23 protein-coding genes and 1 riboswitch are annotated in these 22063 nt (G+C 59.1%); of the genes, 20 read left to right on the top strand and 3 right to left on the bottom strand.

The window, feature by feature from the left end; genetic code table 11:
* Positions 1 to 104 precede the first annotated feature (104 nt).
* The 3 genes from FHS18_RS13095 (at position 105) to FHS18_RS13085 (ending at position 3116) form a co-directional block, all read left to right on the top strand.
* Entirely contained in the window at positions 105 to 1061 is a 957-nt protein-coding gene (locus tag FHS18_RS13095; RefSeq protein ID WP_343060522.1) for a helix-turn-helix transcriptional regulator, read from the top strand.
* An 82-nt stretch (positions 1062 to 1143) separates the two neighbouring features.
* Complete coding sequence (locus FHS18_RS13090) at positions 1144 to 1644, top strand: DinB family protein (RefSeq protein WP_183600516.1); 501 nt, start codon at positions 1144 to 1146, stop codon at positions 1642 to 1644.
* A 236-nt stretch (positions 1645 to 1880) separates the two neighbouring features.
* Entirely contained in the window at positions 1881 to 3116 is a 1236-nt protein-coding gene (locus FHS18_RS13085) for a molybdopterin-dependent oxidoreductase (RefSeq protein ID WP_409348559.1), read from the top strand.
* Positions 3117 to 3338: 222 nt separating this feature from the next.
* Here FHS18_RS13085 and FHS18_RS13080 read toward each other — a convergent pair whose 3' ends face one another.
* On the bottom strand, positions 3339 to 3485 hold the full coding sequence (locus FHS18_RS13080; protein ID WP_183600514.1) for a hypothetical protein: 147 nt from the start codon (positions 3483 to 3485) through the stop codon (positions 3339 to 3341).
* Between the two features lie 184 nt (positions 3486 to 3669).
* Here FHS18_RS13080 and ychF point away from each other — a divergent pair, with 184 nt between their 5' ends.
* The 5 genes from ychF to FHS18_RS13055 all read left to right on the top strand — a co-directional run bounded on the left by ychF (position 3670) and on the right by FHS18_RS13055 (position 8358).
* Positions 3670 to 4770 carry a redox-regulated ATPase YchF gene (gene ychF, locus FHS18_RS13075; protein ID WP_183600513.1) on the top strand — a complete coding sequence of 367 codons (1101 nt, stop codon included), beginning with the start codon at positions 3670 to 3672 and terminating at the stop codon, positions 4768 to 4770.
* Between the two features lie 211 nt (positions 4771 to 4981).
* The gene (gene prfA / locus FHS18_RS13070) at positions 4982 to 6055 is read left to right on the top strand and encodes a peptide chain release factor 1 (RefSeq protein ID WP_183600512.1); all 1074 of its coding nucleotides are present in this window, start codon (positions 4982 to 4984) and stop codon (positions 6053 to 6055) included.
* Positions 6056 to 6227: 172 nt separating this feature from the next.
* Positions 6228 to 7247, top strand: coding sequence for a peptide chain release factor N(5)-glutamine methyltransferase (gene prmC / locus FHS18_RS13065; RefSeq protein WP_183600511.1), 1020 nt, complete (start codon positions 6228 to 6230; stop codon positions 7245 to 7247).
* Positions 7248 to 7366: 119 nt separating this feature from the next.
* Complete coding sequence (locus tag FHS18_RS13060; RefSeq protein ID WP_183600510.1) at positions 7367 to 7840, top strand: hypothetical protein; 474 nt, start codon at positions 7367 to 7369, stop codon at positions 7838 to 7840.
* Positions 7837 to 8358 carry a hypothetical protein gene (locus FHS18_RS13055; protein WP_183600509.1) on the top strand — a complete coding sequence of 174 codons (522 nt, stop codon included), beginning with the start codon at positions 7837 to 7839 and terminating at the stop codon, positions 8356 to 8358. Before FHS18_RS13060 ends, FHS18_RS13055 begins: the two co-directional genes overlap by 4 nt.
* Before the next feature lie 77 nt (positions 8359 to 8435).
* Here FHS18_RS13055 and FHS18_RS13050 read toward each other — a convergent pair whose 3' ends face one another.
* Positions 8436 to 9272, bottom strand: coding sequence for an ABC transporter permease (locus FHS18_RS13050; protein WP_183600508.1), 837 nt, complete (start codon positions 9270 to 9272; stop codon positions 8436 to 8438).
* Between the two features lie 32 nt (positions 9273 to 9304).
* Positions 9305 to 10075: an ABC transporter ATP-binding protein gene (locus FHS18_RS13045; protein WP_183600507.1), complete on the bottom strand. Its 771-nt coding sequence runs from the start codon at positions 10073 to 10075 to the stop codon at positions 9305 to 9307.
* Positions 10076 to 10379: 304 nt separating this feature from the next.
* On the opposite strand from FHS18_RS13045, the gene FHS18_RS13040 reads away from it, so the two are divergent.
* From FHS18_RS13040 to FHS18_RS12985, 12 genes are all read left to right on the top strand, one after another.
* The gene (locus FHS18_RS13040) at positions 10380 to 10973 is read left to right on the top strand and encodes a TetR/AcrR family transcriptional regulator (RefSeq protein WP_183600506.1); all 594 of its coding nucleotides are present in this window, start codon (positions 10380 to 10382) and stop codon (positions 10971 to 10973) included.
* Positions 10974 to 11230: 257 nt separating this feature from the next.
* Positions 11231 to 12151 carry a TauD/TfdA dioxygenase family protein gene (locus tag FHS18_RS13035; protein WP_183600808.1) on the top strand — a complete coding sequence of 307 codons (921 nt, stop codon included), beginning with the start codon at positions 11231 to 11233 and terminating at the stop codon, positions 12149 to 12151.
* Between the two features lie 59 nt (positions 12152 to 12210).
* Positions 12211 to 13290, top strand: a complete 1080-nt coding sequence (locus tag FHS18_RS13030; RefSeq protein WP_183600505.1) for an aliphatic sulfonate ABC transporter substrate-binding protein — start codon at positions 12211 to 12213, stop codon at positions 13288 to 13290.
* 60 nt (positions 13291 to 13350) lie between these two features.
* Positions 13351 to 14283 (top strand): TauD/TfdA dioxygenase family protein, encoded by a 933-nt coding sequence (locus FHS18_RS13025; RefSeq protein WP_183600504.1) that lies wholly within the window; start codon positions 13351 to 13353, stop codon positions 14281 to 14283.
* A 222-nt stretch (positions 14284 to 14505) separates the two neighbouring features.
* Positions 14506 to 15222, top strand: a complete 717-nt coding sequence (gene spoIIR / locus FHS18_RS13020) for a stage II sporulation protein R (protein WP_183600503.1) — start codon at positions 14506 to 14508, stop codon at positions 15220 to 15222.
* A 273-nt stretch (positions 15223 to 15495) separates the two neighbouring features.
* The gene (locus tag FHS18_RS13015; RefSeq protein WP_183600502.1) at positions 15496 to 16659 is read left to right on the top strand and encodes an L-threonylcarbamoyladenylate synthase; all 1164 of its coding nucleotides are present in this window, start codon (positions 15496 to 15498) and stop codon (positions 16657 to 16659) included.
* Between the two features lie 124 nt (positions 16660 to 16783).
* Positions 16784 to 17344 carry a manganese efflux pump MntP gene (locus FHS18_RS13010; RefSeq protein WP_183600501.1) on the top strand — a complete coding sequence of 187 codons (561 nt, stop codon included), beginning with the start codon at positions 16784 to 16786 and terminating at the stop codon, positions 17342 to 17344.
* Positions 17345 to 17422: 78 nt separating this feature from the next.
* Positions 17423 to 18001: an arsenate reductase/protein-tyrosine-phosphatase family protein gene (locus FHS18_RS13005; RefSeq protein WP_183600500.1), complete on the top strand. Its 579-nt coding sequence runs from the start codon at positions 17423 to 17425 to the stop codon at positions 17999 to 18001.
* 59 nt (positions 18002 to 18060) lie between these two features.
* Positions 18061 to 18143: riboswitch (ZMP/ZTP riboswitch) on the top strand.
* Positions 18144 to 18265: 122 nt separating this feature from the next.
* On the top strand, positions 18266 to 18724 hold the full coding sequence (gene rpiB, locus FHS18_RS13000) for a ribose 5-phosphate isomerase B (RefSeq protein WP_183600499.1): 459 nt from the start codon (positions 18266 to 18268) through the stop codon (positions 18722 to 18724).
* Positions 18725 to 18736: 12 nt separating this feature from the next.
* Positions 18737 to 19363, top strand: coding sequence for a TIGR01440 family protein (locus FHS18_RS12995; RefSeq protein WP_183600498.1), 627 nt, complete (start codon positions 18737 to 18739; stop codon positions 19361 to 19363).
* A 43-nt stretch (positions 19364 to 19406) separates the two neighbouring features.
* The gene (locus tag FHS18_RS12990) at positions 19407 to 20654 is read left to right on the top strand and encodes a serine hydroxymethyltransferase (protein ID WP_183600497.1); all 1248 of its coding nucleotides are present in this window, start codon (positions 19407 to 19409) and stop codon (positions 20652 to 20654) included.
* 135 nt (positions 20655 to 20789) lie between these two features.
* On the top strand, positions 20790 to 21887 hold the full coding sequence (locus FHS18_RS12985; RefSeq protein WP_183600496.1) for a glycine-rich domain-containing protein: 1098 nt from the start codon (positions 20790 to 20792) through the stop codon (positions 21885 to 21887).
* Positions 21888 to 22063: the final 176 nt, after the last annotated feature.

Here is a 22063-nt window from a genome sequence, read left to right as displayed (position 1 = left end):
TGCGCCCCGTTTGGAAGAAAAATGGTAATTTTCGGCTATTGCCCCGGGCGCCCTCCCTCTGGTATGTTCAGCAGACGAGAGAACGGCAGGGAGGAGAACTTAAGGTGAAGCTGGATCGCTTGCTTGCCATTACGATGCTGCTGCTCAACCGCCGACGGGTTAGCGCCAAGGAGTTGTCCGAACGGTTCGAGGTGTCGCTGCGGACGGTGTACCGCGACTTGGAGACGATCAATCAAGCCGGGATCCCGGTCGTCAGTTACGCGGGGGCGTCCGGAGGTTATGAGATTATGGATCAATATCGGCTCGACCGGCAGTTCCTGACGATGGAGGAGCTGCAGTCGATCATCATCGCGCTGCGGGGGATCCGCTCGTCGCTCGAGGAGCAGGACGTCGCGGTGCTGCTCGATAAGGTCGGCGCGCTCGTCGCGCGTTCGGAGCACAGCGACGTGAACCGCATGAGCGAACAGCTCATTATCGATATCAATCCATGGCATGGCGGTCAAGCGGACAAGGAGCTGCTCGGCATTGTCCGGGAGGCGATCCGTACGAATCGCGTCGTGCAGTTCGCCTATACGAGCAGGCACGGCGAGGATTCGCTGCGGGAGTGCGAGCCGATGGGAGTCGTGCTTAAGGGGTATGCCTGGTATTTGTACGGCTACTGCCTGCTTCGGGGAGACTATCGAACCTTCCGGTTGTCGCGCATCGAGCGGCTGCAGGTGTTAGAGCGGAGCTTCGAGCGCCGCGCGGGCGTCCCCCAGCCGCTCAGCTACTGCCAAATCGGCGAAGCGATGCAGAGCGAGCATCCTCTCGTGACGCTGGTGCTGCGGTTTCAGCCGAGGGTGAAGGCGCGGGTGATGGATTATTTTGAACCGGGGCAGATTCAGGCGGAGCCTGAAGGGACGCTGCTCGTGACGACGACGCAGCCGGATGAGCCTTGGCTGTACAGCATGCTGCTCGGGTACGCGACGGATGTGACGGTGGTGGAGCCGAAAGAGGTTGCCCACGCGCTTGCCGCCAAGGCAAGAGAAATTGTCCGGATGTACGAACGAACACTGCCATAATGCTGTCAGCGATACCTGGGTATAGTGGAAGCATACGGATGGATATCCTACATGCTAGCCATTATGAGGAGGAAGATGACCCATGTTTACTTCAATCGCAAGCTTCGAAGCTAGTTGGCTCCACGAAACGCAAGGCACGCAACGCGTGATGGACGCGCTAACGGACGAATCGCTCAAGCAGACGATCGCCCCGAACCACAGGCCGCTCGGCCAACTGGCCTGGCATATCACGACATCGATTCACGAGATGCTATCCCGCACCGGCCTTACGTTCCCGGCTGCAGGCGAGGATGAGAAGGCGCCGGCGTCGGCGGCGGTCATCGCGGAGGCGTACAGGACTTCGAGCGCGGCAGTGCTGGCGGCGGTCAAAGAACAGTGGACGGACGAGACGCTGCTGAAGACGGCGAATATGTACGGGGATGAGTGGCCGAACGGCTTGACGCTCCATATTCTCATCATGCACGAGGTGCATCACCGAGGCCAGATGACGGTGCTGATGCGCCAAGCGGGACTACGGGTGCCGGGACTCTACGGACCGTCGCGCGAGGAATGGATCGAGCAAGGCATGGAGCCGCTGCTGTAAGCGGCGTAAGGGTATTAGGCAATGCGGAGAACGGTTCGATCGCTTCTTAGGGGCGAACGGACCTTTTTTGCGTTTGTATTGCGGGGCGAATGAGCAGGGCTAGCAACATACGGATGTGACCTCCCGCTAGGATAGGAAAAGAATCCGTTTCAAGCGATCTCTTTGTGGATTATCTTGCGTCTATGTATATAAGTATAATAATAGTTAGCAATAGATTCGGATGGAGGCGAGGCATGGTGAAGGAATGGCTGGCGAGCTTGAGAAAAGGGTACGGGCGAAAGCTGAACCTCCTACATACGTGGAACGGATGGCTCGTTGTCATTCTGGCGCTGACGGGGCTTATTCTGTTCGGCGGCTTCTGGCGCGGATTGCTCGGCGAAGGCCGGGTATGGGTGCGATGGGGGCATATTGTGGCGGGAGTGGCATCGCTTGTGCCCGTGATCTACTACTTGCTGCTGGCGGGGAAGCATTGGAAGCAGCTGCGCGGCAAGCCTTGGCAGCGGGCCAATGTGATCGTGGTGCTGGCGCTGCTCGTCGGCTGGCTGCTCTCCGGCCTGCTGCTCTGGCAGTTCCGGGCAGTGGGACCTCGCGTATCGAACGCGGCGCTGCTGGTCCACGATCTGCTGACGTGGATCGGGCTGCCGTACATCATCTATCATTCCATCACGCGGGTCAAATGGCTGAAGGAGCCGCACCGCCGCACCGTGAAGACGGACAAACCAGACAAGGAAGGCGCCTTGCATCCGGCTGCGGGACCGCAGGCGGTCATGTCGCGGCGCGCCTTCATCCGCACGGCGGTCGGAGCGGGCCTGGCCATTACGCTCGGGCCGTCCTTCCTGCAGTGGTTCGGCAAGACGCTCGGCTCCGGCGAGAGCACGGAGGAGCTGATCGTGCAGGACGCGAACCGGATGGTGCCGGCGCCGCAGCCGCTGGCCGCCTCCTCGCCGCCGATCGGCGGCGGAAGCCAAGGCAGCTTCCGCGTCTACACCGTGACGCCGATCCCATCGTTCAATAACGCCAGTTGGTCGTTTACCGTAGATGGGCTCGTGGAGCAGAAGCTGAGTTGGAATTGGGAGCAATTCGTGCAGCTCGCCCGTAAGGTTCAGGTCAGCGACTTCCATTGCGTGACCGGTTGGTCGGTCTACAGCAACACATGGGAAGGGATCCCGCTCAAGGAGCTGCTGGCGCAGGCAGGCGTGAAGTCGACGGCGCGCACCGTCAAGTTTTACTCCGGCGATGGCGTCTACACCGATTCCCTCTCCATGGAGCAAGCCAGCATGGACGACGTGATGGTCGCCGTCCTGCACGACGGCAAACCGATCCCGAGCGATCTCGGCGGCCCCGTGCGTTTGGTCGTGCCGAAGATGTACGCCTACAAGTCGGTCAAGTGGCTGAACCGCGTCGAGCTCATCGACGAGGATCATACCGGGTATTGGGAGGAACGGGGTTACGCGAAGGATGCGTGGGTGTAGGACGACAGCGCCGCATAACGAAAAAAGACACCGCGAAGGTGTCTTTTTTGAAATATAGGCATTCATAAAGAACGATCGATTATTTCGCGATGTAGGAGATCGTCTCGGCGTTGTAAGGCGTCTCTTCTTCAACGTGGTACAAAAAACCATCACACGAAGCAGCAAAAAAAACACCTATCGCGAGTCGCCGCAATAGGTGTTTGCTGATTTTTTGCCCATGAACTATTTGTCCGAACGATTCTTCGTCTTCTGGAAGTTCGTGACCGATTTGGCATCTTCGATCGTATCGTTGACGAAGGCCATGTCCTGATTCTTGGCCTTCATGTTCGTTGTGCCTACATAGTTGCCTTCGTGCGTTTTGTTCTCCACCCGTAATCACCTCCTCGAATGGAAATCGGAGCACCGATAGTATGCGTGCAAGGCGGAGGATTCATGCGGCGGCGACGGATAACCCCCGTCCACTGGACAAGAAACGCAATTGTCGCTTTCATTGTCTTTTCCGTTCGGGTATAATTGCATGAGATTAATTAGGCGATAAGGGGCTGTAATATAAATGGGTTTGAAAGCTGGAATCGTCGGTCTGCCGAACGTCGGCAAATCCACGTTGTTTAATGCAATCACGCAGGCGGGCGCTGAGTCCGCGAACTATCCGTTCTGTACGATCGATCCGAACGTGGGCGTCGTTGAGGTGCCGGATCCGCGTCTGGACAAGCTGACGGAACTCGTCGTGCCGAACCGTACGGTGCCGACGGCATTCGAGTTCATCGATATTGCCGGAATCGTCAAAGGCGCGAGCAAAGGCGAGGGCCTCGGCAACAAGTTCCTGGCGCATATCCGCGAAGTCGACGCGATCGTGCAAGTCGTGCGCTGCTTCCAAGACGAGAACATTACCCACGTCTCGGGCAAGGTCGACCCGATCAGCGACATTCAGACGATCAACCTGGAGCTGGTGCTGGCTGACCTGGAGTCGGTCGAGAAGCGCTTGGACCGCAGTCGCAAGAACCTGAAGGGCGGCGACAAGAAGGTCGTGCAGGAAGTCGAAGTGCTCGAGAAGATCAAGGAAGCACTGTATAACGACCAGCCGGCGCGCGCGGTCGATCTGAGCGACGATGAGCGCGTACTCGTGCGCGAGCTGCATCTGCTGACGATGAAGCCGGTGCTGTACGCCGCGAACGTAAGCGAAGGCGAAGCGGCGAATGCCGACGAGAACCCTTACGTGCAGCTGGTTCGCGAATTCGCGGCGGCTGAAGGCGCGGAAGTGGTGCCGATCAGCGCGAAGGTGGAATCCGAGATCGCCGAACTTGAAGGCGAGGACAAAGAGATGTTCCTCGAGGAACTCGGCCTGACGGAATCCGGTCTGAACCGCCTCATCCGCGCCGCATACAAGCTACTTGGCCTGTATACGTACTTTACGGCAGGCGTACAGGAAGTTCGGGCTTGGACGATTCGCCAAGGCATGAAAGCGCCGCAAGCGGCAGGCGTCATCCATACCGATTTCGAGCGCGGCTTCATCCGTGCCGAAGTCGTGTCCTATGACGATCTCGTGGCAGCGGGCTCGATGAACGCGGCGAAGGAGAAAGGCCAGCTTCGCCTCGAAGGCAAAGAGTACATCGTTCAAGACGGCGATGTCATGCACTTCCGCTTCAACGTGTAGGATGGACGTGAGCAAGGACCCGGATCGCACCGGGTCCTTTTGGCATGAGTTCAAGCGAATATGGCGGCAGCAATGATCTCCTCCTTCAGATTTTGGGTAAAGCTAACAGGAAGAATGCCCAGAATTCGCACGTTTATGGAGCAGGCTGCGATATGATATACTAATGAAACGTGAAAGTGACGATACTATAGTACACTAGGGGTGAATGCACGTGTTAGACCGTTTGCAAGCAGTCGCTGACCGGTATGAGAAGCTGAGCGAGCTGTTGTGCGATCCAGATGTAGCGAGTGATCCGAAACGTCTGCGCGACTACTCGAAAGAGCAGTCCGATTTGCAGCCCGCATATGGGGCATATACCGAATACAAAGAAGTTACCGAACAGCTCGACGACGCGAAAGTGATGCTCGGCGAGAAGCTCGATGACGAAATGCGCGAAATGGTGAAGATGGAGATCGACGAGCTGAGCGAGCGCAAGACGCAGCTTGAAGAGCATATCCGCTTCCTGATGCTGCCGAAGGACCCGAACGACGAGAAGAACGTTATCGTCGAGATTCGCGGCGCGGCGGGCGGCGACGAGGCCAACTTGTTCGCTTACGACCTGTACCGCATGTACAACAAGTTCGCCGATGCGCAAGGCTGGCGCGTAGAACTGATGGAGTTCACCGAGAGCGATCTGGGCGGATTCAAGGAAGTTATCTTCATGGTGTCCGGCAAGGGCGCTTACAGCAAGCTGAAGTTCGAGAGCGGCGCTCACCGCGTACAGCGTATTCCGGTAACCGAGTCCGGCGGCCGGATCCATACCTCGACTTCTACCGTTGCCGTAATGCCTGAGGTCGAAGAGGTCGAAATCGAGATTCTGGACAAAGACATCCGGATCGATACGTTCTGCTCCAGCGGCGCTGGCGGCCAGTCCGTCAACACGACCAAATCGGCCGTGCGCGTGCTTCACGTGCCGACCGGGATCATGGCGACTTGCCAAGACGGCAAATCGCAGAACGAGAACAAGGCGAAGGCGCTGCAAGTTCTTCGCGCGCGGATTTCCGATATCCGCCGTCAAGAAGAAGAAGCGAAATATGCCGGCGAGCGGAAGAGCAAAGTCGGTACGGGCGACCGCAGCGAGCGGATCCGCACGTACAACTATCCGCAAAGCCGCGTGACCGATCACCGCATCGGCCTGACGCTGCATAAGCTCGACTCCGTCATGAACGGCGACATGGAAGAGATCATCAACGCATTGACGTTGACGGCTCAGACCGAGTTGCTCGAGAAAGAAAACCTGGCCTAATCGAAGAAGGGGCTGCTGACCGGTTACTACGGTCAGCAGCCTTTATTTGCACGCCGAGCGGATTGTCCGCGTCATGTCAGCCGTACCGAGCGTGGCCAACGGAGCGGAAAATCCGGGGTTATATCGCGGCGTACATAGGAATGAACATGCAAACGAAGGAGGCGTGATCCTGATGGAGCATCACACACAAGGCGACCATGGCAACGGGGGCGGATCTATCCGCCTCACCGTCGGCAGCGCGATCGTGCAGGCCGCCCACCTGCTTAATGAGCGGGGCATCGGCGAACCGCGCGAGCATGCCGAGCGGCTCATGATGCATCTGCTCGGCGCCGATCGCGCGCGGCTGCTGCGCGATTGGGGCGAGGCGCTGCCCGATGCGGACACCGCCGCCTGGCAGGCGCTGGTGGACCGCAAGGGGAATGGCGAGCCGCTCCAATATATTGTCGGCGAGCAGTGGTTCTACGAGCTGGCGTACACGGTCACGCCAGCGGTGCTTATCCCGCGGCCGGAGACGGAGCTGCTCGTGGAGGCCGTGCTCGCGGCGGCGGACCGGCTATGGCCGCAAGCCGCGGTTGATTCGCCGCCCGGCGCCGCGCCGGATGCCGGCGGGGGCGCCGCAGGCGGAGAGCCCGGGCCGACGGTGCTCGACGTCGGCACCGGCAGCGGGGCCATCGGCGTGACGCTGGCTGCGCTGCGTCCGCGGTGGCGGGTCGTCGCGTCCGATCTGTCGCCGGACGCGCTCGAAGTCGCCCGCACGAATGCGACGCGCCACGGGGCGGCGCCGCGCATGGCGTTCGTGCAGGGCGACCTGCTCGCGCCGTTCGCCGCGCGGCGCGAGGATGGGGCGGACGCGTCCGGCGGCGATGGGCACGCCGGGCTGCGGATCGATGTTCTCGTATCCAATCCGCCGTATATTCCGGCGCGGGATATCGAGGACCTGCAGATCGAGGTTCGCGGCTTCGAGCCGCGTCTGGCGCTCGACGGGGGCGAGGACGGACTGAATCCGTACCGCATCATCGTCTCGCAGCTGCCGAAGCTTGCGCAGCTGCCGCGGATCGTCGCCTTCGAGCTTGGCATCGGGCAAGCCGAAGCGGTAGCGGATCTGCTGCGGCAGCTCGGTCATTGGAGCGACATTCGGATCATTCGCGATTATGGCGGCATCGACCGGCATGTCATCGCCACAGCGCCTTAATTCCAAGAACAAGCCAGGGTACGCCGCTTGCACGTCCGAGCGTCCCTTGGCTTTTTGGCGTGCATAGCCGTCACCCATTATGGAAATCATCCTCCTATACCTACAACGCGGAGGCTGCAATGGGGATCACGGTGTTTGCCAGCTTGGCTGTGCTCAGTTTGCTAACGTTTACGGTGTTCCTAAGGCGGATTCACTTGTTTGAAGCTATTCTGGTGTGGGGACTGCTCGTTTTTCTGCACAGCAATTTTCTGTGGCTTGTCGGGATGAATGGCAAATATATAGACATCGACGAGTCCGTATCGATGATCTTGGCCATCACGGTCATGTCCAAGATTGTGGTTCCGATCCTCGTCTTCCATGCCTTCGCCATCAGCCTCATGTTCCGCAAGGCGGTAGTGAAGCTTGTCGTGTTTGTGCTTCTTGTCGGCGTCCTCCTTGGAATGGATGGGCTGGCCGTCCGCTTGAACGTCATGGCTTTCAGCCCGGAATGGAAGATCGGGTACTCGATCTTGTACCGGGGCGGCACGGTTGCGGTTGCCTTCGCTGCCTGGCAGTGGATTCGAACTGTAGCAAGGAGGGAAATTCGACTATGATGCTGGACTTGCCCGAGTCCTTCGACGCGAATGAATGGTTCCTTATTATTTCGGTGGTCGTTATCGCCTCGTTCTCGCTGCTGCTGCCCAAGCGATTCCCTTTCATCGTCATGCTCGTCCTGTATACCATCGGGCCCACCATTGCGATGAACGTCGATTTCCTTCTTGGCATCCCGCCGATCGATGTGTACAACATTAACGACGATGGGCGCTACGAGTTATTCGACTTGCTGTTCTATTTCTTGTATGCGCCTTTCTCCTATTTGTTCATCTACTTCTATGACCGCCTGCGCTTCCGGGGATTCGGGACCGCTCTCTACGTGCTGGGCTGTTCGGCGGCCGGTGCGGCCTATGAATGGATAGCGGTGCTCTGCCATGTGTTTCAATATAAGGGTTGGAATTTGGGTTACTCCTTTATTGTGTATGTGTCCATTCAGGCGATCTACCTCGGATTGGCCCACTTCTTCAAGCGAGCGTACAACGCCAGTAAGCGGGATACGGCGAAGGAATGGTCTTAGTCCTGCTCCATACGCAAGAAATCCCCGCCTCGACGTAAAGCCGAGGACGGGGATTTTTAGTATGCGGTTAAGCTGACTTACCCTTTGTAGCTGTCCTGCCAACGCAGCAGGCGATTCTCGAGGTAACGCACGATCGAATCCGACAGCTTGCCGACGAGGGCAAAAATCGTAATGCCGACGAACACGATATCCGTCTGCATGAATGCACGCGCGTCCTGGATCATGTAGCCGACGCCGGTATCGGCGCCGAGCAGCTCGGCTACGACCAGGCAGAGCCAAGCGATGCTCAGCGACAGGCGGATACCGAGTAGAATATTCGGCAGCGCCGCGGGCAGGACGAGTTTCGTCATCTGGCGGAAGCGGCTGAATTCGAGTACGCGGGCGACATCGAACAGCTTGGCGTCGACGTTGCGTACCCCGAGGAAGGTGTTCACGTAGAGCGGGAAGAAGGCGCCGAGCGAGATGAGCAGCACCTTCGACAGCTCGCCGAAGCCGAACCACATGATGAATAGCGGCGTAATCGCGAGCAGCGGCACGGTTCGAAGCATCTGCACGGTCGGATTCACCGTTTCCTCGAAGCGGCGGTACATGCCCACGAGCAGCCCGATGATCAGTCCGGCGCTGCCGCCGAGCAGGAACCCGAGCGAAGCGCGAACGATACTGATGCGCAAATGGTGGGGCAGCTCGCCGGACAAGGTGAGCGCCGCGTATTGCTTCAGGATGAGCCACGGCGAGGAAAACAGCTGCTCGGAGATCGCGCCCGTAGCGCTTAAGGTTTGCCATACTGCGAGGATGAGGATTGGCAGCGCGGCGCCTCGAGCGAAGAGGCGCCACCTCCGGCTAAGGTCTTTCCGCCGCACGCGCTGCTCGGCTTCGAGAATCGACTCCTTGGGCGCTGTCAAAGGTACGGTCATGCCGTTCACGTTCCTTTCTGCTGATCGATGGTCTAAATGCTGTAAACATCCTGCTCCAGCTCGGCGCGGTGATCGAGCCGATTAAGCACGAGCGTCCGCAGCTCGGTGAAGGCGCGGCTCGTTCGCGAGCGAGGGTAAGGCAGATCGATCGGGACAATCGCCTTGATCGTGCCTGGCCGCGCGTCCATGACGACGACCCGGGTGGACAGGAAGACGGCTTCGTCGATATCGTGCGTGACGAGCACCATCGCGGTTTGATTCGTCTGCCAAATATCGAGCAGCGCCTCCTGCATATGACCGCGCGTGAACGCATCCAGTGCCCCGAAGGGCTCGTCGAGCAGCAGCACTTCCGGCTGCCGCAAGAGGGCGCGGGCGATTGCGACGCGCTGCGCCATGCCGCCGGAGAGCTGACGCGGGTAGGCCCGCTCGAAGCCGCCCAGCTTCACGAGCTCGATCAGCTCATCGACCGCCTTGCGGACGCCCGGGTCGCGCAAGGAGCGATCGGCCGCGATGTTCTGCTCGACCGTCATCCACGGGAAGAGGCGGTGCTCCTGAAAAATAAATCCTTTCTCTTGCGTCGGCCGCTCGATTCGCTTGCCCCTCAGTTGAACGCTACCCTCGTACGACAGATCCAGGCCCGCGATGATTTTGAGCAGCGTGCTTTTGCCGCATCCGCTCGGGCCGATGATCGTCGTGAAGTCGCCCTCATGCACGGCCAGACTCACGGATTGAAGAACAGGGGTGGTCCCCTGCTCCCCGTAGAAGGTCTTGTTCACTCGTTCGATCTCCAGTACTGGCTGCATAGACGTCCACTCCTTTTACGTTTGACGAATCCGGGTACAAAAAAAGAGACCGGCGGCACCAAAACAGGGGGCCTGCCGAATCTCTAGGTTGACTAGTCGATTCACGCAACTGACTGACTGCGTATTCATGTTGTCGCTCATCTTAGCATTGCGGACAAACGGATGTCAATACCCCACTAAGAAGGGCGGAATTAAGGGTGCCGGCGTGATGCCGCCGAAAACATAAGTGTGGTCACCGCTCAGCCGGTTCTGGTACACTGTCTGCAAGATAAAGAATGCCGATACTTCAGGAGGACGCACCTAAATGCCACGTAACCTTGTTCGCGATCAACAGCTGCGCGAAGAACGGCGCAAACAAATACTGGATGCCGCCGCCCATGTGTTCGCCACGAGGGGGCTGCTGACGAAGATCAGCGATATCGCCGCCGGAGCCGGGCTTAGCCATGGGCATGTGTATAATTACTTCAAGTCCAAAGAGGAGATTCTGCTGGCGGTAATCGAACGGGGGCAGCTCAGATACGGTAAGATCTTGCGTGCCGCGGAAGAAGTAGAGGGCAACGCCGCGGACAAATTCCGCTATCTGGCGAGGCGCTCCTTGCCGAGCGCCAGCAGCGCCGATATCTACCTGGTGCTGCTCCAGGCGCTTTTCACCGATCTGCTCGAGGAGGAAGACAAGCGCGTCATTCGCGGCCGGGCGAAGGCGAATCTCGGGATTCTGCTAGCGCTGATCGAGGAGGGCCAGCAAGACGGCACGGTGATGCAGGGGAATCCGATCCAGCTGGCGACATTATTCGGCACCTTGATCCAGAACCTGATGCTGATGGAGATGCGGGGTTATGCGCCGGCGACGGAAGAGACGATCGAGCTGCTCATTCGCATGCTCGGGCCCTGTCCGTAAGCCGCGATTCGTTTTGGGAAAAAGAGGGTTGACAGTAGCCGTTGCATGCTGATACGATTTGTTCACGCCACAAGCTGAACAGAGAATCATTCTGTTAGCCGCTTGTATGCACAATTGAATCCATGACTAGAATCGACTGGACGACCAGAGATTCGGGCACTTGCCTGGCATCTGAGATATCGAGTCTTTTTTTGCGTCCTTAAATCCGATTATTCAGGTATGTTTACAAAACTTTATCCCTTTGGAGGCGATTCATGATGAGTCAGACCGCATACTTATCCCGCAGCTACCATCCCGTACGAGAGCTTAAATCCGGTGCTCGCCAATTGCGCCGGCTTCCGGAAGGCATCGAAGAGATCCCTTACACGCTGTTCACGCTGAAACCGCTTGGTCCGGTCATCGGCGCCGAGATCGAAGGCGTTGACCTGGGGCAACCGCTCACGCCTGAATTGAAGGCCGAACTGCACCGTGCTTTCCTGGAGTGGAAGGTGCTCTTCTTCCGCAATCAGAGCATCGACAGCGAGCAGCAGTTGCGTTTCGCCAAAGAGTGGGGGGAGCTGGAGAAGCATCCGTTCCTGCCGCGGGGCAGCAGCGAGGAAGTGACGCGGTTCGAGAAGAACGCGAACATGACGGGCAACGAGAACGTGTGGCACACCGACGTCACGTGGCGTCTTGAGCCGGCGCTTGGCTCCGTTCTGCGACTGTCCGAAGTTCCTCCGCTGGGCGGCGATACCTTGTGGGCCGATATGGCCGTCGCTTACGACAATTTGCCGGATGAAGTGAAACAACGGATCGATGGTTTGACAGCTATCCACGATTTTACGGGCACCTTCGGCCGCCATCTCGCGCCGGAGATTCTGGAAGCCAAGCAAGCCGAGTTCCCGGCCGCCGAGCATCCGGTCGTCCGTACCCATCCGGAGACGGGGCGCAAGACCTTGTTCGTCAACGCGGCCTTCACCGTTCGGATTGTCGGCTTGGAGGCGGAGGAAAGCGAGAAGGTGCTGAACTACCTGTTCCGCCAAGCCCATGTGCCGGAGTATCAGGTGCGTTTCCATTGGGAGGAGAACTCGGTCGCCCTCTGGGATAACCGGGCGACGCAGCACTACGCGGTCTCGGATTACTTCCCTAACCGACGCGTCGCGGAACGGATCTCCATTGCAGGGGACCGGCCTTATTAAGTTTTAAGACGAACGTTCGAGCAAGCACGGGTTAAGATCAGAGAGGGGTTGGCTTTTCAATGCGCATGAAGAACGGTTATCTTGCCTTTATTGCGATCGTGGCGGTTCTGCTGCTGCTGGCAGGCTGCGGCACCGAGAACGACAATCAGACGGCGGCGGCCGGCGGCAAGGAGACGGCAAGCGTGGAAGCGGGCGCTAACGCTGCCGGCAAGGACGAAGGCGGCCAAGCGGAGGGGCAGGCGGCTCCAGCCGGGGATCCGGTGAAGGTGAACATCGCCATCAATGGCGGGTTCAACCCGCTCGTTATCGCCCAGGAGAAGGGTTGGCTGGACGAAGGCTTCAAGAAGCTGAACGCCGAGGTCTCTTGGAGCAAATTCACGAGCGGACCGCCGCTGCTCGAGTCGCTGGTGTCCGGGCGCGTGGATTTGTCGTTCCTGGGCGACGGCGCAGCGATCACGGGCGTCTCGAACCAGCTGCCTTTTGAGATTATCGGGCTGATTAACGAAGGCAAGGACCTCAATACGGTCATCGTGCCTGTCGATAGTCCGATCGCCACGGTTGCCGATCTGAAGGGCAAGACGATCGGGCTTGCCAAAGGTACAACCTCGCACGTCTATCTGATCAAAATCCTGCAGGCGAACGGACTTACGCAGCAGGACGTGAAGCTGATCAACCTGCAATTCGAGGACGGGCAAGCGGCCTTCGAAGCCGGAAAGCTGGATGCATGGGTCAGCATCGACCCCTATACGACGCTGAACGTGACGAAGAAGAAAGCGAAGATCCTGGACGCGAAGACCGTCATCTACGCGCCGGTCTCGATGATTGCCCACAAGGAGTTCGCGCAGAAGCATCCTGAGCTTGTCGTCGAATACTTGAAGCTGTATAAGCAATCGCTCGATTGGCAGACCGCGAATCCGGATGAGGCTGCGGCGATCTACTCGGAGCAGACCAAGATTCCGGAAGACATTATCAAGCTCGTGCTGGAGCGAAGCGCACCGCTGCTATCGGCGTATACGCCGGAGGTGCTCGAATCGCAGCAGGCATCGGCAGACATTCTGCTCGAGAACAAATTCCTGAAGAAGGCCGCCGTATTCAAGGATGCGGTCGATGATACTTTCGTTACCGAAGCGCTGAAGTAAGTTGCGGTTCCCTAAAACAATGACAGGCGGCGGCACGCTGCCTCAAGGAGGAGCATGACGATGAGTGAAGTTATCCAAGGCCAAGAGGTACAAGTGGAGATCATTCCGGTAGCAGGGCGCATTGGCGCCGAAGTAAGAGGCATCCGACTGACCGAAGACCTGCCTGCCGAAGCGGTAGACACGATCCAAGAAGCGCTGCTTGCTCACAAAGTGCTGTTCTTCCGCGGTCAGGGCCATCTGGACGACGCTGGCCAGGAAGCCTTCGCCAAGCGTCTGGGGGAGCTGTACGCGCATCCGACCGTACCGGTGAAAGCGGGCACCAGCTCGGTGCTGGAGCTCGACTCCGAGCATGGCGGCCGCGCCAACTCCTGGCATACCGACGTTACGTTCGTCGAGGCTTATCCCAAAGCTTCCGTGTTGCGCGGCATCGTCATTCCTCCGGCGGGCGGCGATACCGTATGGGCGAATACGGCCGCAGCCTACAACGATCTGACGCCGGAGCTGCAGGAGTTGGCCAATAACCTGCGGGCGATCCATACGAATGCCTACGATTATGCGGCGACGGTCCGCAAGGAAGTGTCGGCTGAAGACCTGCGCAGGCATCGCGCCGTATTCGCCTCCACGGTCTACGAGACGGAGCACCCCGTTGTTCGCGTACATCCGGAGACGGGCGAGCGCCATCTGCTGCTGGGGCACTTCGTGAAACGGATCGTGGGCTTGAAGACCCCCGACTCGGACCGGATCATCAGCATCCTGCAGGAGCATGTGACGCGTCTGGAGAATACGGTACGTTGGCGCTGGTCGGCCGGCGACGTCGTCATCTGGGATAACCGCGCGACTCAGCATTACGCGGTCAACGATTACGGCCAGCAGCATCGCGTCGTCCGCCGCGTCACGATCGCAGGCGAAGTCCCCGTCGGCGTAGACGGCAACAGAAGCGTGACGCTGCAGCCTCAGCCGCAGCAGGAGCAGGAGGAAAGCGAAGCCGTCTAGGAATCTAGCACAGCTGATCGCTAGTAGAAGTGATAGGGCGGAATCCCGCGGCCATCGGCGCTGCGGGGTTCTTTTTCGCGCTGTCCGCACGCTTCTGGATTTTCATAGATTTTCATAAATCAGCGAGGTTTAGAGAGTAAGTGCACCGGACATAATGGGGCTATAAACGTTCCGGGACGCAAGCCAAGAGCACCGACGGGTGCCGCGAAGGAGCTTGTGTATATGATCCGCACTTATTCTCGTTTTCCTTATAAGAAGTCTTACGGTTATCTCTTCGTTATTCTCGCGATCTTGTTCATGAGCTGGGAAAGCCAGCGTGCCGATGCGGCGATTGCCGGCGGCGACATCCCTACGGAATCCATTCGTCTGCGCATTCTTGCGAACTCCGACAGCGCCGTCGACCAAGCGGTGAAGCGCCATGTCCGCGATGCGGTCGTGGCTGAGATGGACCGCTGGATCGAAGGACAGTCCTCCATCGAGCAAGCGCGCCTGACGATTCATGCCCATATGCACGATATTGAACGCGTCGTTGCCGGAGAACTCGCCAAGCGCGGCTTCAACTACGGCTTCAAGGCAGAGCTGGGCGTCGTTCCTTTCCCGACCAAAATGTACGGCAACAAAGTATACCCTGCCGGCGAGTACGAAGCGCTCCGCATTACGCTCGGCAGCGGCGAAGGCCAGAACTGGTGGTGCGTGCTGTTCCCGCCGCTCTGCTTCGTGGATGCGGTGAGCGGCGAAGCTTCGGCAGCGGCCGTCACGACGACTGCCAGCGTGGAAGTTACCAAGGATGCCGCGGTGAAGGATGCAGGTGCCGCGAACACAGCCTCGAACGCAGACGCTGCCGTATCGACCGGGGAGCAGCAAGCGCCGGAAGTGAAGTTCTTCCTCTGGGAAATGATCGAATCCATCATCAGCTGGATCGGCGGCCTGTTCAGCTAATGGATGAATGAGTGAGAGATTGACGCCCTGCAGCGGTAGACAGACCGCTTAGCGGGGCTTTGTTAACATATAGGAGTTTATAAAGTTTCACGGTTATCAATCATCCTCTATGTCTCCGGAATGAAACGCGCTGCGCCATCAAAGACGGCGCAAGCCGTTTCACCTTGTGCCCGGGGCAACATTTGCGAAAGTCTTTACGCCGGCGGCTGTGCTATAATGAAGCCAGTTAACAAGACCCATTCAACCAGATGGATAAAAAGGATTGAGCTTTTCATGCTTACAACGTATCAATGGCGCGTCGATGCCAGCTCGCCTCGGGCGAGCGAAATCGCCGAAGCCGCGAAGCTGCTCCAGCAGGGAGAGACGGTCGCCTTCCCGACGGAAACGGTATACGGGCTAGGCGCGGATGCCCGCAGCGACGAAGCGGTGGCCCGGATCTTCGAGGCCAAAGGACGTCCTTCGGACAATCCGCTGATCGTCCATATTGCCGATACCGCGCAGCTCGCGTCGCTCGCGGCCCCGTATGACGGGCTGACCGCACGATTGATGGAGCGGTTCTGGCCGGGCCCGCTCACGATCGTGTTGCCCGTGCTCCCTGGCGCGGTATCGCCGCGCGTCACGGCTGGGCTTGATACGGTGGCGGTTCGGATGCCTGCCCACCCCGTGGCGCTGGCGCTGATCGCCGCCGCCGGCTGCCCGGTCGCGGCGCCGAGCGCGAACCGCTCGGGGCGGCCCAGCCCGACTCTTGCGGCTCATGTCGCGGATGACCTGGCGGGCCGAATCGCCGGGATCGTCGACGGCGGCGCTGCCGGCGTCGGACTCGAATCGACGGTCGTGGAGGTCGAGGGCGATACGGTGCGCATCCTGCGTCCGGGCGGCATTACGGCGGAGGAACTGCTTACCGTGGCGGAGCGGGTGGAATACGATGATGTAGCCGCACCCGGCGCTTCTTCCGCTGCCGCCGTACAGGCTACGATTGCTCCGATGGAGACCCGTACGTCTAATGAACGTAAGGATAAGCTCCATGTCCAGGCTCGGTCATTGGTTGATCCAGCCGTCAGTGCCGCGCCGCGCTCGCCGGGGATGAAATACACCCACTACGCGCCGCAAGGTACGATGGAGCTGGTGCAGGGCGAGCTTCCGAAGGTTGTGGCTTACGTGCAGGCGCAGGGATCGGCGGCAGGCGCGCGCGGCGAACGGACAGGCGTGCTCGCATTCGCGGAACATGCGGATAAGTACGCCGCCGATGACGTGATCGTCATGGGCAGTCTCGCCGATCTTGCGACGGCGGCGCAAGGGCTGTACGCCGCGCTGCGCTCGTTCGACGAACGGGGCACGCAGCGAATCTGGGCGGAGTCTTGCCCGGAGAGCGGCATCGGCCACGCGCTGATGAACCGGCTCGTGAAGGCGGCCGGGCACCGGATCGTCCGCGTCTAAGCAGGGGAACCCCTTTTTCGCAGGCAAGTCCGAATGTCCATGCCATGCCCGTCCCTCGAATCAATCATGTTTCCCTTCTTGTCCGCATAAGCTCAGGATGAGACTTGGACAGGGGGGATACGCAATGTTGGAGGCGGGCTTGCAGACCGGCCAAATGCTAACGCTTATTATCATGGCTGTAGCGCTCGGGATGGACGCATTTTCACTTGGCATCGGAATCGGATTGAAAGGAATCCGTTTGCTCGATATTATTAAGTTAAGCTTCATTATTGGAGTCTTCCATATCATCATGCCGCTCCTGGGTATCTTCACCGGTCAATACGTCAGCACGCTGCTCGGCGGGGTGGCGACGACGGTGGCTGGCGCGCTGCTTCTGTTGCTCGGCGGCCATATGATCTATAGCTCGCTGCGCGGGGAGGATGCGCCTTCCTTCAATCACCGGTCGTTGTTCGGGCTGCTCGTCTTTGCCCTTAGCGTCAGCATCGACTCGTTCTCGGTCGGCATCTCACTCGGGATGTTCGCGACCGACGTGCTGCTGACGGTACTGCTGTTCGGTTTCTTCGGCGGGCTTATGTCCGTTCTCGGCCTGCTGCTAGGGCGGAAGGTCAGCAAAGGGCTTGGCGAATACGGGGAAGCTTGCGGAGGCGTCATTTTGTTTACGTTTGGGCTGTTGTTTATCCTTTAATAACATCGATCTTCGGGGTGCTTGATAGCCTAGCGCAACAAAGCAGCATATCCCAAGATAGAAGGAGTTGTGACCACCGTGAAACGGATTCTATTCGTATGTACAGGCAATACCTGCCGTTCTCCTATGGCCGAGGCCATGCTGAGGGATCAGGCGAAGCGCCGCGGACTTGATGTGGAGGTGCGCTCCGCAGGCGTATCCACGGTCGACGGCCTGCCGGTTTCCGAGCATGCGCGGGCAGCCCTTCGTGAGCGGGGGGTGCCGGATAACGGCAGTTCCTCCGCGCTTGATGGAGGCGCTGTAAGCTGGGCGGACCTCGTGCTGACGATGACGACCGGGCATAAGCGTCATTTGCTGCAGCGGTTCCCGAATGCGGTGGACAAGACCTACACGCTGAAGGAATACGTGGAGAGCGACGAGGCGGTTCTTCGGGACATCGCGGAACTCGAGGCGCTATACACGGAGTGGCATATGAAGCAGGCACTCGGCCAACAGCTGACCGAAGAGGAACGCAGCAGGCTGCTCGAGCTTGAACGCCGCATACCTGGCTTCGATATCGCCGATCCGTTCGGCGGTTCGCTCGACATGTACCAGGAGTGCGCGGACGAGATCGGACAGGCGATGGACAAGCTGATTGTCAAGCTTTTTGGGCGCTGAAATTCGTACCTTGGTGATTGATTTTCGGCCTGCGATGGAGTATCATGAGAACAAATAACGGTTTCCGATGTAACTGGCGACGAGAGTGGATCAAACCACGGTGGAGCATCGGAATATACGGCCGGTCGCCTGGGCAAAGAGCATCGTGCTTTCGAGCACGCTATGCTCTTTTTTCGTCTTTTTAGGGGAAATCGGGTATAATGGGACCATTGTGATTCGACAATTCCCGCGTTCGCACGGGAGACAATCGGGAGGGTTCACCTTATGAAAATCGCTATTGGAGCCGATCATGCGGGCTACCGCTTGAAAGACGAAATCGTGCCGTTCCTTCAATCTTTGGGCCATGAAATCGAAGACTTGGGCTGCGACTGCAATCAATCCGTCGATTATCCGGACTATGCGCTGCCTGTTGCCGAGCGTGTCGCGCAAGGCAAAGCCGATCGCGGCATTCTGATCTGCGGTACGGGCATCGGCATGTCGATCGCGGCGAACAAGGTGCCGGGCATCCGCTGTGCGCTCGTGCACGACATGTTCTCCGCGCAAGCGACGCGCGAGCATAACGATACGAATGTGCTGGCTCTAGGCGAACGCATCATCGGACCAGGGCTTGCGCAGGAGATCGTCCGCATCTGGATCGAGACGCCGTTCTCCGGCGGCGAGCGCCATGCGGGACGGATTCAGAAAGTGATGCAGATCGAAGCTGCGGCATCGGTGCATCCGTAAGGGGGCGGCGCGATGAGCGATCAACAACTGCTTCAAGCGATTGAGTCGGATGTCGCGACTTGCGTGCAGGAACTCGTGCAAGCGGCGAATCTGCGCGCAGGACAGCTGCTCGTGATCGGTACAAGCACAAGCGAGGTGCTCGGCAAGCGGATCGGGACGTCGGGGACGCTCGAGACGGCTGCCGCGATCTTTCGCGGCGTGGAGACCGTTCGGGCAGCGCATGGTTTTATCCCGGTGTATCAATGCTGCGAGCATCTGAACCGCGCGCTCGTGATCGAACGCGAGGCGGCGGAACGGTACGGGCTTGAGCTCGTATCGGCGATTCCGGTTCCGAAGGCGGGCGGCTCGATGGCCGCATACGCGTACAGAACCTTGCAAGAGGCCGTGCTCGCAGAGTCGATCGCGGCGCATGCCGGCATCGACATCGGCGATACGTTCATCGGCATGCATCTGCGCAAGGTAGCCGTTCCGGTTCGCGGGACGGTGAAGTCGATCGGCGAAGCGCATGTCACCATGGCGTACACGCGTCCGAAGCTCATCGGCGGCGAGCGGGCCGTTTATACGCCTGCGGCTGCGGGACTTCCGGACGGCGCAAGTGCACTTAAGGCAACGGATGATTCAAGCAATACCTGCGACTAACGTATTTTGCCGAGCTTTACGATATAGAGGAGGAAGATGAACAATGGAGAATTTGCGTAAACAAGACCCTGCAGTACTGGAAGCGCTTGGCCTCGAGCTGCAGCGCCAGCGTGACAACATCGAGCTGATCGCGTCCGAGAATATCGTCTCCGAAGCGGTACTTGAAGCAGCGGGATCCGTCCTGACGAACAAATACGCAGAAGGCTACCCAAGCAAACGCTACTATGGCGGCTGTGAGCATGTCGACATCGTTGAGGACATCGCGCGTGACCGTGCCAAAGAGATTTTCGGCGCTGAACATGCGAACGTACAGCCTCACTCCGGCGCGCAAGCGAACATGGCGGTTTACCTGGCTGCCCTCAAGCCTGGCGACACGGTCCTCGGCATGAACCTGGCGCACGGCGGCCACTTGACGCACGGCTCTCCGGTTAACGCATCCGGCCTGCTCTATAACTTCGTCGCTTACGGAGTTGACGAGAACAGCTTCACGATCGACTACGAAGAAGTTCGCAAAGCCGCGTTCAAGCACCGCCCTCGCCTGATCGTTGCGGGCGCATCCGCTTACCCGCGCATCATCGATTTCGAGAAACTCGGCAAAATCGCGGAAGACGTAGGTGCGCTGTTCATGGTCGACATGGCGCACATCGCCGGTCTGGTTGCGGCTGGTCTTCATCCGAGCCCAGTGCCTCACGCGCATTTCGTGACGACTACGACGCACAAGACGCTTCGCGGTCCGCGCGGCGGTATGATCCTGTGCCGCCAAGCTTGGGCGCAAGCGATCGACAAGGCGGTATTCCCTGGTTCCCAGGGCGGCCCTCTGATGCACGTTATTGCGGCTAAAGCCGTTGCATTCGGCGAAGTACTGCAACCATCGTTCAAGTCGTATGCACAGAACGTCATCGACAACGCGAAAGCGCTGGCGGAAGAGCTGACGGCGCAAGGTATCAACCTTGTATCCGGCGGCACGGACAACCACCTGATGCTGATCGACCTGCGCAACCTGAACATCACAGGCAAGAAGGCGGAGCATGTTCTTGATTCCGTTCAAATTACGGTCAACAAGAACGCGATTCCGTTCGACCCGACGAGCCCGTTCGTAACGAGCGGTATCCGCATCGGTACGCCTGCGGCTACTTCCCGCGGCATGGACACGGCAGCGATGAAGACGATCGCGCAAGTCATCGCGCTGGTGCTGAAGAACCCGGAAGACGAAGCGACGCTCTCGAAGGCGCGCGGCATGGTATCCGATCTGACGGCGCAATACCCGCTCTACCCTGGCATCACGTACTAATCGCTTGATCACGGCCCCTTGCCTCCTGTTGGAGTGCGAGGGGCTTTTTTTAAGGGGGTTTTTACATAAAAAGGATGCTGCTTCGCGCGCTGCCATGATAGAATAGATGGACTAAACGACAAGCAGGTGATCCGTATGACCGTGATTATTGTCCTTCTAATCGTCGTATTCTCGCTTCTCGTCATTGCCCGATCAGCCGGGGGTTCGTCGCGCAAACAGACAAACGTCGGCGGCGGCGGGCGGCCGGGGAACGGTTCGTCCAGACAGAAGTCGGTACCGTTGTTCCGGGGCACACCGCCTGAAGCGTTGGGCATTCCGGCAGAGCATCCCGCCCGTAAGGCGGCGGAGAGGTTGGAGGCGGCGCTCTCCGGTGACTTCGAGGCGCGCGTCAAGGACCGCGTCATGAAGCCCGCTCTCGGCATTCGCGAGGAAGAGTGGCAGTGGCGCTGGTTCGAGCTGAAGCGATACTTTCTCATGTGCGGCTTACTGCGTTCCGTTCCGATGTACAGCGAGAAGGTCGACGATGTCTGGCATGAGATGCTCATGTTCACGCGGGAATACGAGCAATTCTGCAAGACGTTCTGCGGGCGGCTGATCCATCATGCGCCGCATGCCCCGGGGGCTCAGCCGGAGCAAGGCGAGCGCGCGTGGTTCGATTGGGTATACGGCGAGCTCTTCCCGCTGGCTTGGAGCAGCGAACGGCTGTGGGGCAGGTTCTACAAGACCCGGCTGCCGCGGCAGAGGATCGAGGAATTCGAGCTATGGGACCGCAATGAGTTGCTCCGCCAACGCTTCAATACGGAAGCGATTGAGGCCCATCCCGATCTGGCGCAGGCTGCGGATTACTTGCTTGATCGGGGCAGTAAGCTTGCCGTCTATGCGCGTGAGAACAAAGGGCGTCCATATAAGCGGCGGGATAACACGTGGGACAGTGATACGGTGCTCATGACCGGCGCGATGTCTGGCGTGTTCTTCGCCTCCTCGCTCGAGCCGGAGCATATTTTCGAACAGGAGATGAACCAGGCGCGCGAGGAAGGGCGGCAGCGGGATGATTCGGGAAGCAGCGGCTCGTATTATGCCTGCAGCAGCGGCGACAATGGCTCGAATGACGGCAGCCGTTGCGGCGGAGGGTCAGACTCGGGCGGCAGTTCCGGCGGCGACAGCGGCGGTGGAGGCTCTTCTTGCAGCAGCGGAGGCGGGTCTTCCTGCGGAAGCGGCTGCGGCAGTTCCTAGCGAGATCGCGGCATCGATCGAACCGTTCCGATTGCGGGACGGTTTTTTCTTGCTTCGATGATAGGTGGAACGGTATTTTTCGACAAAATAAGGCAATGAAAGAGAGTAGAGAAACGGGGAAATGACAATTTCGGAAATAATGGCGAACTTGTGCAATTCCTTCGCGTCTGGTGCTA

It is taken from the genome of Paenibacillus phyllosphaerae (assembly GCF_014192105.1).
Classification (GTDB): domain Bacteria; phylum Bacillota; class Bacilli; order Paenibacillales; family Paenibacillaceae; genus Paenibacillus_Z; species Paenibacillus_Z phyllosphaerae.
This window is presented reverse-complemented; position numbering and strand designations above follow the sequence as displayed.